At 38.0% G+C, this 14,288-nt stretch carries 13 protein-coding genes, 1 pseudogene and 1 other annotated feature; of the genes and pseudogenes, 6 read left to right on the forward strand and 8 right to left on the reverse strand.

Annotated elements, in window-relative coordinates:
• Nucleotides 1-140: 140 nt before the first annotated feature.
• Together MLOOGBEN_RS20310 and MLOOGBEN_RS20315 are read left to right on the forward strand one after the other, a co-directional pair.
• A complete protein-coding gene (locus tag MLOOGBEN_RS20310) occupies nt 141-362 on the forward strand; it encodes a DeoR family transcriptional regulator (RefSeq protein WP_179160097.1) in 222 nt (73 codons plus the stop codon).
• A 176-nt stretch (nt 363-538) separates the two neighbouring features.
• Complete coding sequence (locus MLOOGBEN_RS20315) at nt 539-1,873, forward strand: amino acid permease (protein WP_179160098.1); 1,335 nt, start codon at nt 539-541, stop codon at nt 1,871-1,873.
• Nucleotides 1,874-1,900: 27 nt separating this feature from the next.
• On the opposite strand, the gene MLOOGBEN_RS20320 is transcribed toward MLOOGBEN_RS20315, so the two are convergent.
• Both MLOOGBEN_RS20320 and speD read right to left on the reverse strand, forming a co-directional pair.
• The gene (locus MLOOGBEN_RS20320; protein ID WP_179160099.1) at nt 1,901-2,626 is read right to left on the reverse strand and encodes an AAA family ATPase; all 726 of its coding nucleotides are present in this window, start codon (nt 2,624-2,626) and stop codon (nt 1,901-1,903) included.
• A gap of 148 nt (nt 2,627-2,774) precedes the next feature.
• Nucleotides 2,775-3,584 (reverse strand): adenosylmethionine decarboxylase, encoded by an 810-nt coding sequence (speD, locus tag MLOOGBEN_RS20325; protein ID WP_179160100.1) that lies wholly within the window; start codon nt 3,582-3,584, stop codon nt 2,775-2,777.
• Nucleotides 3,585-3,781: 197 nt separating this feature from the next.
• Here speD and MLOOGBEN_RS20330 point away from each other — a divergent pair, with 197 nt between their 5' ends.
• The gene (locus MLOOGBEN_RS20330; RefSeq protein ID WP_179160101.1) at nt 3,782-4,228 is read left to right on the forward strand and encodes a Dps family protein; all 447 of its coding nucleotides are present in this window, start codon (nt 3,782-3,784) and stop codon (nt 4,226-4,228) included.
• Between the two features lie 217 nt (nt 4,229-4,445).
• Here MLOOGBEN_RS20330 and MLOOGBEN_RS20335 read toward each other — a convergent pair whose 3' ends face one another.
• Together MLOOGBEN_RS20335 and MLOOGBEN_RS20340 are read right to left on the reverse strand one after the other, a co-directional pair.
• Nucleotides 4,446-5,165, reverse strand: a complete 720-nt coding sequence (locus tag MLOOGBEN_RS20335; protein ID WP_179160102.1) for a pseudouridine synthase — start codon at nt 5,163-5,165, stop codon at nt 4,446-4,448.
• Between the two features lie 27 nt (nt 5,166-5,192).
• On the reverse strand, nt 5,193-6,815 hold the full coding sequence (locus tag MLOOGBEN_RS20340) for a putative polysaccharide biosynthesis protein (RefSeq protein ID WP_179160103.1): 1,623 nt from the start codon (nt 6,813-6,815) through the stop codon (nt 5,193-5,195).
• Between the two features lie 238 nt (nt 6,816-7,053).
• On the opposite strand from MLOOGBEN_RS20340, the gene MLOOGBEN_RS20345 reads away from it, so the two are divergent.
• A complete protein-coding gene (locus tag MLOOGBEN_RS20345; protein WP_179160151.1) occupies nt 7,054-8,331 on the forward strand; it encodes a BaiN/RdsA family NAD(P)/FAD-dependent oxidoreductase in 1,278 nt (425 codons plus the stop codon).
• A gap of 7 nt (nt 8,332-8,338) precedes the next feature.
• Here MLOOGBEN_RS20345 and MLOOGBEN_RS20350 read toward each other — a convergent pair whose 3' ends face one another.
• From MLOOGBEN_RS20350 to MLOOGBEN_RS20365, 4 genes are all read right to left on the reverse strand, one after another.
• Complete coding sequence (locus tag MLOOGBEN_RS20350; RefSeq protein ID WP_179160104.1) at nt 8,339-8,524, reverse strand: sporulation protein Cse60; 186 nt, start codon at nt 8,522-8,524, stop codon at nt 8,339-8,341.
• Between the two features lie 96 nt (nt 8,525-8,620).
• Nucleotides 8,621-8,926, reverse strand: coding sequence for a rhodanese-like domain-containing protein (locus MLOOGBEN_RS20355; protein ID WP_179160105.1), 306 nt, complete (start codon nt 8,924-8,926; stop codon nt 8,621-8,623).
• A gap of 53 nt (nt 8,927-8,979) precedes the next feature.
• Nucleotides 8,980-11,397 carry a leucine--tRNA ligase gene (leuS, locus tag MLOOGBEN_RS20360; protein ID WP_179160106.1) on the reverse strand — a complete coding sequence of 806 codons (2,418 nt, stop codon included), beginning with the start codon at nt 11,395-11,397 and terminating at the stop codon, nt 8,980-8,982.
• Between the two features lie 169 nt (nt 11,398-11,566).
• Nucleotides 11,567-11,790: a binding site (T-box leader), on the reverse strand.
• Between the two features lie 113 nt (nt 11,791-11,903).
• Nucleotides 11,904-13,100 carry an MDR family MFS transporter gene (locus tag MLOOGBEN_RS20365; protein ID WP_179160107.1) on the reverse strand — a complete coding sequence of 399 codons (1,197 nt, stop codon included), beginning with the start codon at nt 13,098-13,100 and terminating at the stop codon, nt 11,904-11,906.
• Nucleotides 13,101-13,353: 253 nt separating this feature from the next.
• On the opposite strand from MLOOGBEN_RS20365, the pseudogene MLOOGBEN_RS29750 reads away from it, so the two are divergent.
• Both MLOOGBEN_RS29750 and MLOOGBEN_RS28965 read left to right on the forward strand, forming a co-directional pair.
• Nucleotides 13,354-13,539: pseudogene (locus MLOOGBEN_RS29750) on the forward strand (nuclease-related domain-containing protein); the annotation flags it as partial.
• A 109-nt stretch (nt 13,540-13,648) separates the two neighbouring features.
• Complete coding sequence (locus tag MLOOGBEN_RS28965; RefSeq protein WP_218781263.1) at nt 13,649-14,050, forward strand: hypothetical protein; 402 nt, start codon at nt 13,649-13,651, stop codon at nt 14,048-14,050.
• The last annotated feature ends 238 nt before the right edge of the window (nt 14,051-14,288 follow it).

Consider the following 14,288-nt stretch of genomic DNA (forward strand, 5'->3'; position numbering starts at 1 on the left):
TATGTAAGTCATCAGGGTATCCACTGCAACTATTTATTAATAAAGGAGTTGTCTGCGGAAAGAAAATTACATACTAATCAAAGAGGCTGTCGGTAGCAGGATATTGCCATAGGTTTGAAAAAAGGATAGGGAGTGGTTTTTTGAAACCTTCGACTAACCGGATGTTAAACCGCATCAAATGCATCTACATGTTTATTCGTAATAAAGGCACAGTCACGACGCAAGAACTTGTAGAGGAATTTGGTATCACTCCTCGCACCATACAACGAGATTTAAATGTCTTAGCCTATAATGACTTGGTAATAAGCCCAAGCCGCGGAAAATGGACCATAACAGAAAAGAAAGTAAAAATGTCTTCGTAAATATATGAATAAACAAAAAAGCAGCCAAGCATGCGATAATCTCGCGTGCTTGGTTGCTTTTTTTTATAAAATAAGGTTGAATATCTATTATATTATGATATATTAGTATAACACTTTAACACTTAAAAGCGTTTGTGTAAAAGAGTGACAATTTTATTAATAAAGGCAGGACCAACATGGAAAATAATCAGCATGAGTTAAAAAAAGGATTACTGCCAAGGCATGTACAGTTTATTGCATTAGCTGGGATGATTGGTACAGGTATTTTTAAAGGAAGTTCCGATACGTTAAGTATTGCGGGACCCAGTGTTATCTTTACCTATCTAATCGGTGGACTATTATTATTCATTGTAATGGCTGCTTTAGGCGAGATGGCCATTGCATTTCCAAATCACAATGTACAATTGCTTCTTTATCGAGCATTTGGTTTCAAGCTGTCATTTATTACTGGCTGGTTATATTGGATTAACTGGATCATTGTTATAACTGTTGAATTATTAGCTGCAGGAAGTTTTTTGCAATTTTGGTATCCTTCTATTCCACTATGGCTACTTAGTCTGCTATGTGCAGTAGTAATCATTGCGATAAATTTATTCCCTGTTAAATATTATGGGGAGCTTGAGTTTTGGTTTGCAGGGATAAAAATAGTCGCATTAGTCGCTTTTATCCTTTTAGGCGCACTCATAATATTTGGTGTATTTCCTAGTAATATTGAGGATCCTCTTGCAAATTACACAGCACATGGCGGTTTCTTTCCCCATGGATTGAGTGGAATGTTCAGTGCCTTTTTAGTCGTTATGTTTTCATATGGCGGAGCTGAGTTAATTGGGGTCGCTGTCACAGAGACCAAGGATGCAGAGCGTGTTATGCCAAGTATCATTAAGGGTGCAGTTTGGCGGGTTATTATTTTTTATATCTTCCCCATCTTAATTATTTGCGGAATAATGCCTTGGAATCAAGTAACAGGTCAAGACAGTCCCTTCGTTCAAGTTTTTACTATAACAGGGCTTCCTGGAGCCGCACATGTTATGAACTTCATCCTATTAACGGCTGTCCTATCAGCTGCAAACTCGGGAATATATGCAACATCTCGAACGCTATTTTCAATGGCAAAAAGCGGAGTTGCACCGAAAGCATTAATGAAAACCTCAAGAAACGGCATTCCCGTTACTGGACTTATGATTACAACGCTCTGTCTATTAGTCGGTGTTTTCTTAGCGTATATCAGTCCTAGTAATATCATTAGTTACTTTATGACCATCCCTGGTTTCACGATTATGATGGTTTGGATAGGGATTTGTTCCGCCCATTTAAAGCTGAGACCGCAGTACAAGGTTATGCCTTCTTTTCAGGTAAAATGGTTTCCATTTACAACAGCCATCGCTATCGTAGCATTAAGTCTAATCTTTATTGGGTTTATTTTAAATCCAAACAATGTCATCGGCTCAACCGTTTCCCTAGTAATAGTTGGAATGGTGGTAGTCCTATCATTTATAGCTAAGCAAAAGTGATATCCGTTTTGGATATCACTTTTTTTGTTATTCATCCTCTTTAAAGAGTTCATAGAGAAATCTTTTTCTATTTTCCAAAAAATATTTTGTAATATTAAAATGGTCTGTATCTTCATAGTTTATCTTTGAAATTTGCCCGTGATCAAAGCTATAGATGTCTGCATCTGGATACCCCAATAGAATAGGAGAATGAGTGGCAATGATGAACTGGGCATCCCCTTGTGTTTCAAGGTCATGGATGATTTTCAGAAGGGTTAATTGCCTGGCAGGGGATAATGCAGCCTCTGGTTCATCTAACAGATAAATGGCTTCCCCATTAAATCGATTTAAAAATAGTGACAAAAAGGATTCTCCATGCGATTGTTGTAACAACGATTTTCCACCGTAATCTTTAAATCCATTGTCATCCACTTCATCAATATGGGTAGCAAAATGATAAAACGATTCTGCACGTAAAAAGAAACCATTCATTACTTTTGGCATCCAGGAGAGTCTAAGGTACTCAGTGAGTTCTGAATCTGTTTCATAAACATCATAAGAATTATTTCTGCCGCCGCCAGCTGTATTAAAGCCACATTTGTCCGCTATTGCTTCTAATAAAGTAGATTTACCGGATCCATTCTCGCCTACAAAGAAGGTAACGTTACAATCTAACTTGATTTCATTGAGGCTTGCAATTGATGGGATAGAAAAGGGATAGTGGTCTTTGGTTGGAATCTTTTCATTTAATAAAGTAACTTTTTTTAAAAACATAATTTTCTCCTGCTAAATAAAATAATTTCCTTTGAATACCATTTTACACCATAGACGAAAAAAAGCAGTCTTACTTTTTCGTAAGGCTGCTGCGAACTTTCTTTTTGGCTACGATTCGATATATTAACGCGATAAGTAATACAGTCATTTATTGCACAATATTTTTGCCATAAAAGATTTCATCCATTTCCAGCTTTATTCTCTCGGTAATTTCGATAAGTTCTTCTGGATGTAATGTTTCTTTTTTATAGCCAAATAAATAGTTATTTAAATCAAACTCCCGAAGCTTGCATTTTGTATGGAAGATATTTTCTTGATACACATTTACGTCAATCATGTCGAATAATTCACCAACGTCCTCGGGAATATAATTTTGGATTGAGCTAATCTCATGATCGATAAATAATTTATATCCATCCTTATCTCTTGTAAAACCGCGGACCCGGTAATCGATCGTCATGACGTCTGTTTCAAATGAACGAATAAGATAATGCAGCGCTTTTAGCGGTGAAATTTCTCCACAAGTTGATACATCAATGTCTGCCCTGAATGTACTAATACCTTCATCCGGGTGATATTCAGGGTATGTATGAACCGTAATATGACTCTTATCCAACTGCATAACCACCGATTCTGGAAGCGGTCCTGGTGACTCCTCAAAATGTTCGGAAGGGGCATTTTCAACAGGGCCCTCTGAGACAAGAAGGGTAACACTTGCACCTGCTGGTTCAAAATCCTGACTCGCTACATTTAATACATGTGCACCAATAATATCTGATACATGAGTTAATATCTTTTGTAATCTTTCCGCACTGTATTGCTCATCAATATACTTTAAATATGCCTCACGCTCATCCCTTGTTCTTGTGTAACAGATATCGTACATATTGAAGCTTAACGATTTGGTTAAATTATTAAAACCATGTAATTCGATGGTTTCCTTTGGTGTCAGTTTCATGATGCTTCCCCCTTTTGGATTTTCAAAATGCGGGATAGTGTAGTAAATATTTTTAGATTACCCATTTTTATATATTGTTACTTATTTTTATAAGAGGACATTTCAAATTTGTTATTTATAATTATTATAATTTAATATTTACTTTTATATAACATGTGTTATAATTAATTCAGATAAGAAATTAGGAGGAATGAACAATGACACAAACATTAACATTAGAACAAGTGATGAATCAACAACTCGCAAACTGGAATGTACTATATACAAAGCTACACCGTTTCCACTGGTATGTTAAAGGACCACAATTCTTCACCTTACATGCAAAATTTGAGGAATTGTACGAAGAAGCTGCAGGAACAATCGATGAATTAGCTGAACGTTTATTAATTACAGGTGGAATGCCCATTTCAACACTAAGAGAATACATCGAATTTGCAACTGTTGAAGAAACAACTGATATTCTAACAGCGGAAGAAATGGTACAAGCCATTGTTAATGATTTCTCAAGACTCATTTCAGAATTAAAGACCGGTAAAGAAGCAGCCGAAATGGAGAATGATGAGGTTACGAGTGATATGTTCACAGAATTAATTGAAAAACTAAGCAAGCATAATTGGATGTTAACTTCTTTCCTACAAGCATAGAACTAAAAAGGACAAGGCCTATCGCCTTGTCCTTAATTATTTGTATAAACTTATTTAAATTTGAAAATTTTTAGGCTTCAAGAACTTCATGATGACTACTTTTTCGATTTTCCTCTGATTTTGGGCTTCATGAACGCTCCATGGTGACCACTTCTTCAAATATCCCCTGATTTCAGGCTTTATGAACGCTTCAAGTTTTGTAATTAGCTTAAATTTCTTATACTACTTGATACTCCTTAAGCAATTCTACTTCTTCATCGGTCAATTCCCGATATTCTCCGAGCTCTAGGGATTCGTCTAATGGCAATGGCCCCATGGAAATCCGTTTCAAGTAAATGACTTTTTTTCCAACAGCTTCGAACATTCTTTTCACTTGATGGAACTTTCCCTCGGTTATCGTCAGCTCAATATCGGAGCGAATGCCAGACTTTAAAATTTTCAACTCTCCTGGTTTTGCTTCGTACCCATCATCGAGGGTAACTCCCTCTGCAAATGCCTTTACGTCTTCATCGGTTACTTCCTGGTCTATCACCGCAAAATAGGTCTTGGGAACATGTTTTTTTGGGGATAACAACCTGTGAGCTAATTGGCCATCATTTGTAATTAGCAACAAACCTTCTGTATCCTTATCCAACCTTCCGACCGGGAATGGCTCATAAACCTGGTCTTCGAGTTCGAGTAAGTCGATTACCGTTTCCCCAACACTGTCCTCGGTGGCTGACAATACTCCATGAGGTTTGTTCATCATTAAGTAGATAAACTCTCTATATTCAATGATTTCTCCATTTAACGTAACAATTTGTTTAGCTGTATCTACGTGCTGTTTCGCATCCTTCACGATTACATCATCGATTTTGACTGCACCGCTTTTTAGAAGCTGCTTCACTTCTTTTCGGCTTCCATAGCCAAGATTAGCAAGCATTTTATCAATTCTCAAAACGTGATCCTCCTTCATTTTTAGGAGTTAATTCGTTAATCTTAATTTTCGCTTGATGGTGTCAACCCTGTCACCAAATAGTTTGTTAACAAGTCCGGATTTTAATCCTAAGTAAAAATAGATTACCGCTCCAATCGCAGCACAAACGAAAATAATTAAGAGCGACTGAAACTTGGAATCTGGAGTTAAAAATAACAAAAGCAGCTGATAAACGATTTCGGTCCCAGCCCACATGACTCCAGCAAAAATAACGATTAACAAGCTCCTTCTCCACACAAATAAAAATGGGTATTTTGCATAACTTTTTATAACAAATAATTGAATCAATATGGCTCCGACGTATCCAAGTGCTGTTGCGTATACCGCGCCTTTTGTTTCAAACATAGAAATAAGAGAAATATTTAGCGATAATTTAATAAGTAATCCTACTAACAAACTTAATACTGTCCATCGTTGTTCATTGATTCCCTGTAGAATGGAACTCGTTACTAAAAATAAAGAAAAAAGAATTCCAACTGGTGCATAGGCTCTTAATACTTCAGACCCCATCGGCTTATACTCGTAAAATACGGTATAGATAGGTTCTGCTAATAGAGAAAGACCGATTGCTGCTGGCAGTGTTAAGAATAATAATACTTGAAAGGTCTGATTTAGCTGCTGTTTTAACCCTTTTCGATCATTATCTACAAAAGCCTTCGTGATACTTGGGACAAGAGCCAAGGAGAATCCTGTTGCGAGGGAAACAGGGATAATAACGATTTTATGTGATTCAAAATTTAAAATAGAAAATGCTGCATCAGCCGCCTTGAAACTGTGGCCAATATCCTGCATTGCCCTTGTAAAGGTGACTTGATCGATTGCTTGAAATAATGGGTTGGCAATTCCAACAAATACAAAGGGAGCAGCGTAGATTAGGATTTCTTTATAGATTTCTCTCAAGGAAACCTTTGCAGTTCCTCTATCTTGTTCGAGAAGCTGGTCTAAATGTGGTTTCCGTTTATACCAGTACCAAAATAAAACCACCAGACTCCCAATTGCCCCAACAAACGCGGCAAAGGTCGCCACACTTACAGCTGTTACGATACTTCCATTTAAAAAGTTTATAACGATAAAGGCTCCTGCAAGTGTGAAAGCAATCCGGACAATCTGTTCCACCACTTGGGAAACTGCGGACGGTCCCATTGATTGATGTCCCTGAAAGAACCCTCTAATTAAACTCATGAACGGAATCACAATTAAGGCAAAGCTCACAGCGCGGATAACCGTAATAATATCCTTTGCTCTTGAACCGACATCCTCTTCCTTTGAGATAATCATGTCAGCTATAAGCGGCGCGGATAAATACAGTATTAAAAAAGAAGCAATACCAGTCAATAGCATCATGACTAGTCCAGATTTAAACAATTTACGGCCAACTGCATATTCTTCGAGTGCATTATATTTAGAAATGAATTTTGAAACGGCTAGCGGCACACCTGCCGTGGCAATACTTATAAAGATCGTGTAGGGTATGTATGAATATTGATACAATGCTGTTCCTTCTGAACCTACAATTTGATAAAAGGGTATAACATACAGTAAGCCAAGAATCTTGGATATAATCGTACCCAATGTTAAAATAAATGTTCCTCTTATAAGCTTAGACGACATAAAATTAGAATCCCTTCCCAGTGAAGAAAAAGTTTGTGCGCATATGAGCAAAGTTTATATCGGCTATTTTTGCACACTATTAGTAGTTTACAACTCTTTGGGCTGTGATGCTACTAACAGCATAGTTAATTTTCGTAAAAATGGATGACTTTTCGTTTTCTTTTCAATAAGGATGTTTATAATGGAATAATGCGCAGGATTAAAAATTAAGTTGAATATACATAAAGTTGGTGAAAGTATGATATACGATGTTGTTGTTATTGGAGGCGGACCTTCAGGTTTAATGGCGGCGATTGCAGCTGGCGAAAAAGGTTTAAAGGTCCTATTAATTGATAAAGGAGACAAACTAGGCAGGAAGCTCGCCATTTCTGGCGGCGGCCGCTGTAATGTTACCAATCGACTCCCTGTTGAGGAAATTATCAAGCACTTACCTGGTAACGGGAAATTTTTATACAGTGCCTTTTCTATTTTTAGTAATGAAGATATTATTAAGTTCTTTGAAAAGTTAGGAATTGAGTTAAAGGAGGAAGACCACGGCCGAATGTTCCCTGTATCTAATAAAGCACAATCTGTCGTGGATGCCCTATTAGATCAATTAGAGAAGCTAAAGGTCAAAGTATACAAAAATAGCCCGGTTGCAGACCTTACTTATAAAGAAGGACGTGTAACTTCCGTAATATTAAAAAACGGTACTGAAATTGAAACAAAATCAGTTGTTATAGCAGTCGGAGGGAAATCTGTTCCCCATACAGGCTCTACAGGTGACGGTTATGCCTGGGCAAAGAAAGCCGGACATACGATTACAGAACTGTTTCCGACTGAGGTGCCTGTCACCTCAAATGAACCTTTCATCAAAAATAAATCACTACAAGGTCTATCATTAAGAGATATCGAGCTAAGTGTTTTGAATCCAAAAGTGAAAGCCATTATAACTCATAGGATGGATATGATTTTTACCCATTTTGGACTAAGTGGTCCTGCCGTTCTTCGCTGCAGTCAATTCGTTGTGAAAGCAATGAAAAAGTGGAAATTAAATGAAGTTTCCATGAGCTTAGATGTGATACCGGATAAAAAGGAAGAAGAGTTTTTTCAAGAAATTGTGAAGCTGGTAAAAAGTGAGCCGAAAAAAAGCATTAAAAACACATTAAAGGGACTTGTTCCTGAACGATATCTTTTGTTTCTGTTAGAACAAAATGACATTGATCCTTCCGAACAGGGTGCGACGATTTCAAATGAAAAAATTCGTACCTTTGTGAAAAGCTGCAAGCAATTCTTAATTAAAGTAAATGGTACTTTACCGCTGGAGAAAGCATTCGTAACCGGCGGCGGAGTCTCAGTTAAAGAAATTGAACCGCAGACAATGGGGTCTAAATTGATGGGGGGACTCTACTTTTGTGGCGAAATTCTAGATGTTCATGGTTATACCGGTGGATATAATATTACTTCAGCGTTAGTTACGGGAAGACTTGCAGGAACAAACGCTGCACTTACCGCTAAAAAACAATATCTGGCCTAATATCTTATTAGGCCCGATAGATTATCATAGCCGAAAAACAGTAAATTTGTTCTTCCGCTTCATCCTCGGTTATGGCAGCTACATTATACTTAATATCCATTAACTGCTTTTCATCAATTCCTTTTAAAAAGCGGTTCATTTCCTTTTCTAGATCCTTTTCATGTTCACGGTCAAACAACTTTACCTGAATCATATGAATCTCCTTTTCTGTTTTTATTTTCATTATTTCCATCTTTTCCGAAAATTAAAAATAAAAGGTATAAAAAAAACGATTCCGCATTGGAATCGTTTATTTCGTTTCACCCGTCCATTCAAGCATGCCGCCAATCATATTGCGAACCTTGTATCCTTGGTCCTGTAGATAATAGCAGACATTTTCACTTCTTCGGCTGGAGCGGCAAATGAAGATGTATTCTTTTTCTTTGTCAAAATAATCAAGATTAGCAGGAATCTCGCCCATACGTATATGCTTTGCACCCGGGATCATTCCTTGCTCTACCTCTTCATGTTCCCTAACATCGACAAGCTCAAGTTTCTCCCCTTCTTCAAGCTTCTTCTTTAATTCTTCTGGTGAAATAATTTGAATTCCTTCCATCTTTTCCACACCCCTATGTTAAGTTCCCCCCTGTAACAAGGGGGGAATCCCAATTAATTAGCTACGATATTAACAAGTTTACCAGGAACGGTGATGACTTTGCGAATGGTTTTTCCTTCGATTTGTTCCTTTACTCGATCATCATCCATTGCAATACCTTCTAATGCTTCTTTGCTGGCATCTGTTGGCACTTTAAGCTTCGTCTTTACTTTTCCGTTAACTTGGATAACAATTTCAACTTCATCATCAACTAATTTAGCCTCATCATAAGCTGGCCAAGTTTCGTATGAAATAGTACCACTAAACCCAAGTTTCTCCCAAAGTTCTTCAGCAACATGCGGGGCAACTGGGGCAAGCATTTTAACAAACCCTTCCATATAATGCTTTGGAAGAACAGTTGATTTATAAGCTTCATTAATAAACACCATCATTTGCGAAATAGCGGTATTAAATCTCAAGCCCTCGTAATCCTCGGTTACCTTTTTCACGGTTTGGTGATAAACCTTTTCTAAATTCGAGGCATCTTCATTCGCCTGAATTTTTGGATTTAACTCTCCATTTTCTTCCACCATCAAGCGCCAGATACGATCTAAGAAACGGCGAGACCCATCAAGCCCATTTGTTGACCAAGCAATGGAAGCATCAAGCGGTCCCATGAACATTTCATACAAACGAAGTGTATCAGCACCATGACTGTCGACGATATCATCAGGATTAACTACGTTACCTTTTGATTTACTCATTTTTTCATTGTTTTCACCTAAAATCATTCCCTGGTTGAATAGCTTTTGGAATGGTTCTTTCGTTGCTACAACTCCAATATCATAAAGGACTTTATGCCAGAAACGAGCGTACAATAAGTGAAGAACGGCATGTTCTGCACCACCGATGTATACGTCTACTGGCAGCCAGTGATCTAATTTTTCTTTTGAAGCAAGAGCTTGATCATTTTTCGGGTCAATATAGCGTAAATAATACCAGCAGCTGCCTGCCCATTGCGGCATTGTATTTGTTTCACGGCGACCCTTCTTGCCTGTTTCTGGATCCAAGACGTTTACCCAATCCTCAATAACAGCAAGCGGTGATTCTCCCGTTCCAGAAGGTTTGATATTGGTTGTTATCGGTAAGGTTAATGGCAGCTGGTCTTCCGGTACAGCTGTCATTGTGCCATCCTCCCAATGGATAATTGGAATCGGCTCACCCCAATAACGCTGGCGGCTGAACAACCAATCGCGTAAACGGAAGGTTACTTTTTTCGTACCAATTCCTTGCTCTTCCAACCAAGAAATCATCTTCGTAATACCTTCTTCTTTATTTAATCCATTTAAGAATTCAGAGTTAATATGTTCACCATCACCAGTATAGGCTTCAGTATCAATACTTCCTCCTGCGACAACTGGCTTAATTGGCAGATCAAATTGTTTCGCAAATTCGTAGTCGCGTTCATCATGTGCAGGAACAGCCATGATTGCACCAGTACCGTAGCTAACTAATACATAATCCGCAATCCAGATTGGCATTTTTTCGCCATTAGCAGGATTAATCGCATACGCACCAGTAAAAACACCTGTTTTTTCTTTCGCAAGATCGGTACGTTCAAGGTCACTCTTTGTCTTTACTTTATCTAAATAAGCCTCAACTGCTGCCCGCTGCTCATTCGTCGTAATTTTACTAACAAAAGAATGCTCTGGAGCAAGAACCGCATAAGTAGCGCCAAATAATGTATCTGGACGTGTTGTGAATACAGTAAATGTTTCATCATGGCCCTCAATGTTGAAGGTTACTTCAGCACCTTCGGAACGGCCAATCCAGTTGCGCTGCATTTCTTTAAGACTCTCTGGCCAGTCAAGTTCTTCTAAGTCCTCAAGCAAACGATCACCGTAAGCAGTAATTTTTAACATCCACTGCTTCATTGGTCGGCGTTCAACCGGATGCCCGCCGCGCTCACTTTTCCCATCAATTACTTCTTCATTGGCTAACACTGTGCCAAGTGCGGGGCACCAGTTAACAGCTACTTCATCAATATAAGCAAGACCCTTTTCCCATAGCTTTAGAAAAATCCATTGCGTCCATTTATAATATTCTGGATCCGTTGTGTTTACTTCCCGGTCCCAGTCATATGAAAAACCTAATGATTTAATTTGTCTTCGGAACGTGTTAATATTCTTCTCTGTGAACTCTGCAGGATCGTTTCCAGTATCCAATGCATATTGCTCGGCTGGTAAACCGAAAGCATCCCAGCCCATCGGATGTAGAACATTGTACCCTTGCATTCTCTTTAAGCGAGCAAGAATATCTGTAGCGGTGTAACCTTCAGGGTGTCCAACATGCAGCCCTGCTCCCGATGGATAAGGAAACATATCTAATGCGTAGAATTTTGGTTTATCAAATTCTTCACTCGTTTTAAATGTTTTTTCTGTCTCCCATTTCTTTTGCCACTTTTTCTCAATATGCTGATGATCGAAACTCATAAGTGTTGCCTCCTTAAAATAAAAGCGGAAGCGCCTTGTTTAGCCCCGACAAGCAAATGTTCTTCGACAAGAAAAGTCCGTTCTTGACTTTTATTGCCGAAGGTTATTTGACCTCGAGGGGCTAGGCGCTGCAGCTAGATAATAAAAATTAAAAAAACCCCTCATCCCAAAAAGGGACGAGAGGATTGTTATGTATCTTCCCGCGGTACCACCCACATTAGTGTTGTTAACACTCGCTTCATTCACCCTTAACGCGGAATACGGCAAACATTACTATTCTTTCATGTTTGCAACTCATAGGCGAGTTCATGATGTACCCGGTTGACTTCCACCAGCCGTCAACTCTCTAATAAACGGGTATGATTCACTACTACTCCTACTCACTGTCATTAAATATAAAAAGTATTACGGTTATTGTATTAAATTTCCCAACAGGATGCAAGTAACATTCACCTAAAACAGTATGACCAAAAAAATTATTTTTAAACATAAAAAAGCCAGACTCATTATGAGACCGGCATATTTATATCTGATACTTTTTTTTCTGATTTTAATATACGGTCATACGTTAGGGTTGTTACAATCGCGATAACGAATAAGCCAATTAAGACGAAAAATAATGCAGACATGCTATATAGATCAACAAGCATACCTCCGAGTAAAGGACCAATCATCCTTCCGCCTGTGGCAGTACTATTGACGATTCCTTGATAGAAACCTTCACGCCCTTTTGGGGCTAAGCCAAAGGCGATTGTTGGAACTGCCGGCCAAATAAACATTTCGCCAATCGTTAAAATAATCATCGCTACAAGAAATCCTGAAAATGCATTTGCATTTCCTGCTGTAAGGAAAGAAACAATAAAAATAGCAATTCCGATGAGGATTTGCACCTTTAGCGTGGCAGCAAGACGCTTAAGCAAGCCATTTAATAATGGCTGCCCAAGAACAATTAGTGCACCATTTATCGTCCATAATAGGCTGTATTGCGATAATGAAATATTAATTTCCTGAGTATACGAGGCAATCGTTGTCATCCATTGAACGTAGCCAACCCAGCATAGCAAATAACCTGAACATAAAATCAATAAAGCATATAGATTTTTTCTCTCCTTTTTAAGTGCTGCATCCTGAATGCTATTCGCTTGTTTAGCCGAACCAGTTGAAATCCCTTTATAGCCAAAAACAGCGATTAGTAAAAAGATAATATACATAACGGTGTTCGCAAGGAAGATTAACTCAAATGAGTAATCTGCAAGAATGCCGCCAAGTGCGGCTCCGACCGCTACTCCAAGGTTCTGCGCAATATAAACGGCATTAAAGGCTTTACGTCCGCCTTCCTTCCAAACCATTCCCGCCATCGCATACATGGCGGGGAAAGTGACTCCACTGCCAAATCCAACAATGGTAAGGAAAACAATATATTCTGGCCAGCCATGCCAAAACGTTAATCCAATTAGGGCTGAAAGGGAGATACCTATTCCTAGTAGTATAGATTTGTAGCCGCCGATTTTATCAAAAAGACTGCCGCCATAAAGATTTCCAATGACGCTCGCTGCGGAGTTCAACATTAAAACAACCCCAGCCATCGATAAAGACTTACCTAAATGATCGTGAATATAGATTGTATTTAGAGGCCATAGAAAAGAATTACCTGTTACATTCACTGCCATCCCAATAATTAAAAGCCATAAGGCACGTGGCATGAAAAACGCTCCTTTACAATAACAATAACAAGTTCCAAAATTATATTTTAGACCCATACAGGATTCCTGGCAATCTTTTTGTTTATGGTATTTACCTATTAAGCTTGTATTCTTGGATAATATTACATAAAATGAAATTATAGTTTTTTAAAATAATATTAAGGGCGTGAGATATGATTATTCAACAACGGCCAGAACCTTTAGAAATAATAATTTCCCGCTTATTATTTGAACGAAAGATCGCGGGTCTAAGTTTCAAATTGATACGTTGATTATTGCATACGAAAAGATTCACTTATTAGACGTGAAATATTATGAAGGTGACTATTACCTCGAAGATGATAAATGGTTTACCAAAACCAATCCCAATCTCAAAAATCCACTTCACCAGCTGATACGATGTGAAACGCTGCTTCGAAAAATTACTCCTAGAACTTGATTGCAATTATCCAATTGAATCCTATCTAATCTTTAATAACCCCGAGTTTCACCTATACATGACTACATTCAATCCATCAATTGTTTTTCCATCTCAATTAAACCGCTTCTTGAAAAAACTAAACACACGTCCTATAAAACTAAATTCAAAACATCAGAAAACAGCTAACCAATTAGCTTCTCTTCATATAATCGAATCTCCTTATTCTCGATTACCACCTTACACGTTTGAACAAGTAAAAAAGGGGCTTATCTGCCCGGATTGTCGTACATTTTTTCAGGAAGTTTGTAATGGTAAATTTATTTGCGGACATTGCAAGTGTAAGGAAAGCATAGATGTAGCTGTCATGAGGAATATGAAGGAATATAGAATGCTTTTTCCTGATCGAAAAATCACTACAAAGGATATCTTTGAATGGTGTGGTTATGTTTTATCTAAAAAGACTATACGAAGGGTTTTATTAAAAAACTTTAAACTAAAAGGGTTTGGACCTTCTTCAAATTTTGAATAAGAAATGGGGAGTCTTAAGGTTAAAAACCTTTTTACTCCTTTTTTTATTATATTGGCCATAAATAAACTTAAAAGATTCCCGCTTTACTCGATAATTCTGCTGTTTGGGAATCATTACTCTCGAATGATTCCCGTCTAACGACTTTTCCCACTTATTCGTGAATCATTACTCTCGAATGATTCCCGCCTAACCACTTTTCCCACTTGTTTGGGAATCATTACTCTCGAATGATTCCCGT

The organism is Bacillus sp. EB106-08-02-XG196 (assembly GCF_013396335.1).
Classification (GTDB): Bacteria; Bacillota; Bacilli; order Bacillales; family Cytobacillaceae; genus Neobacillus.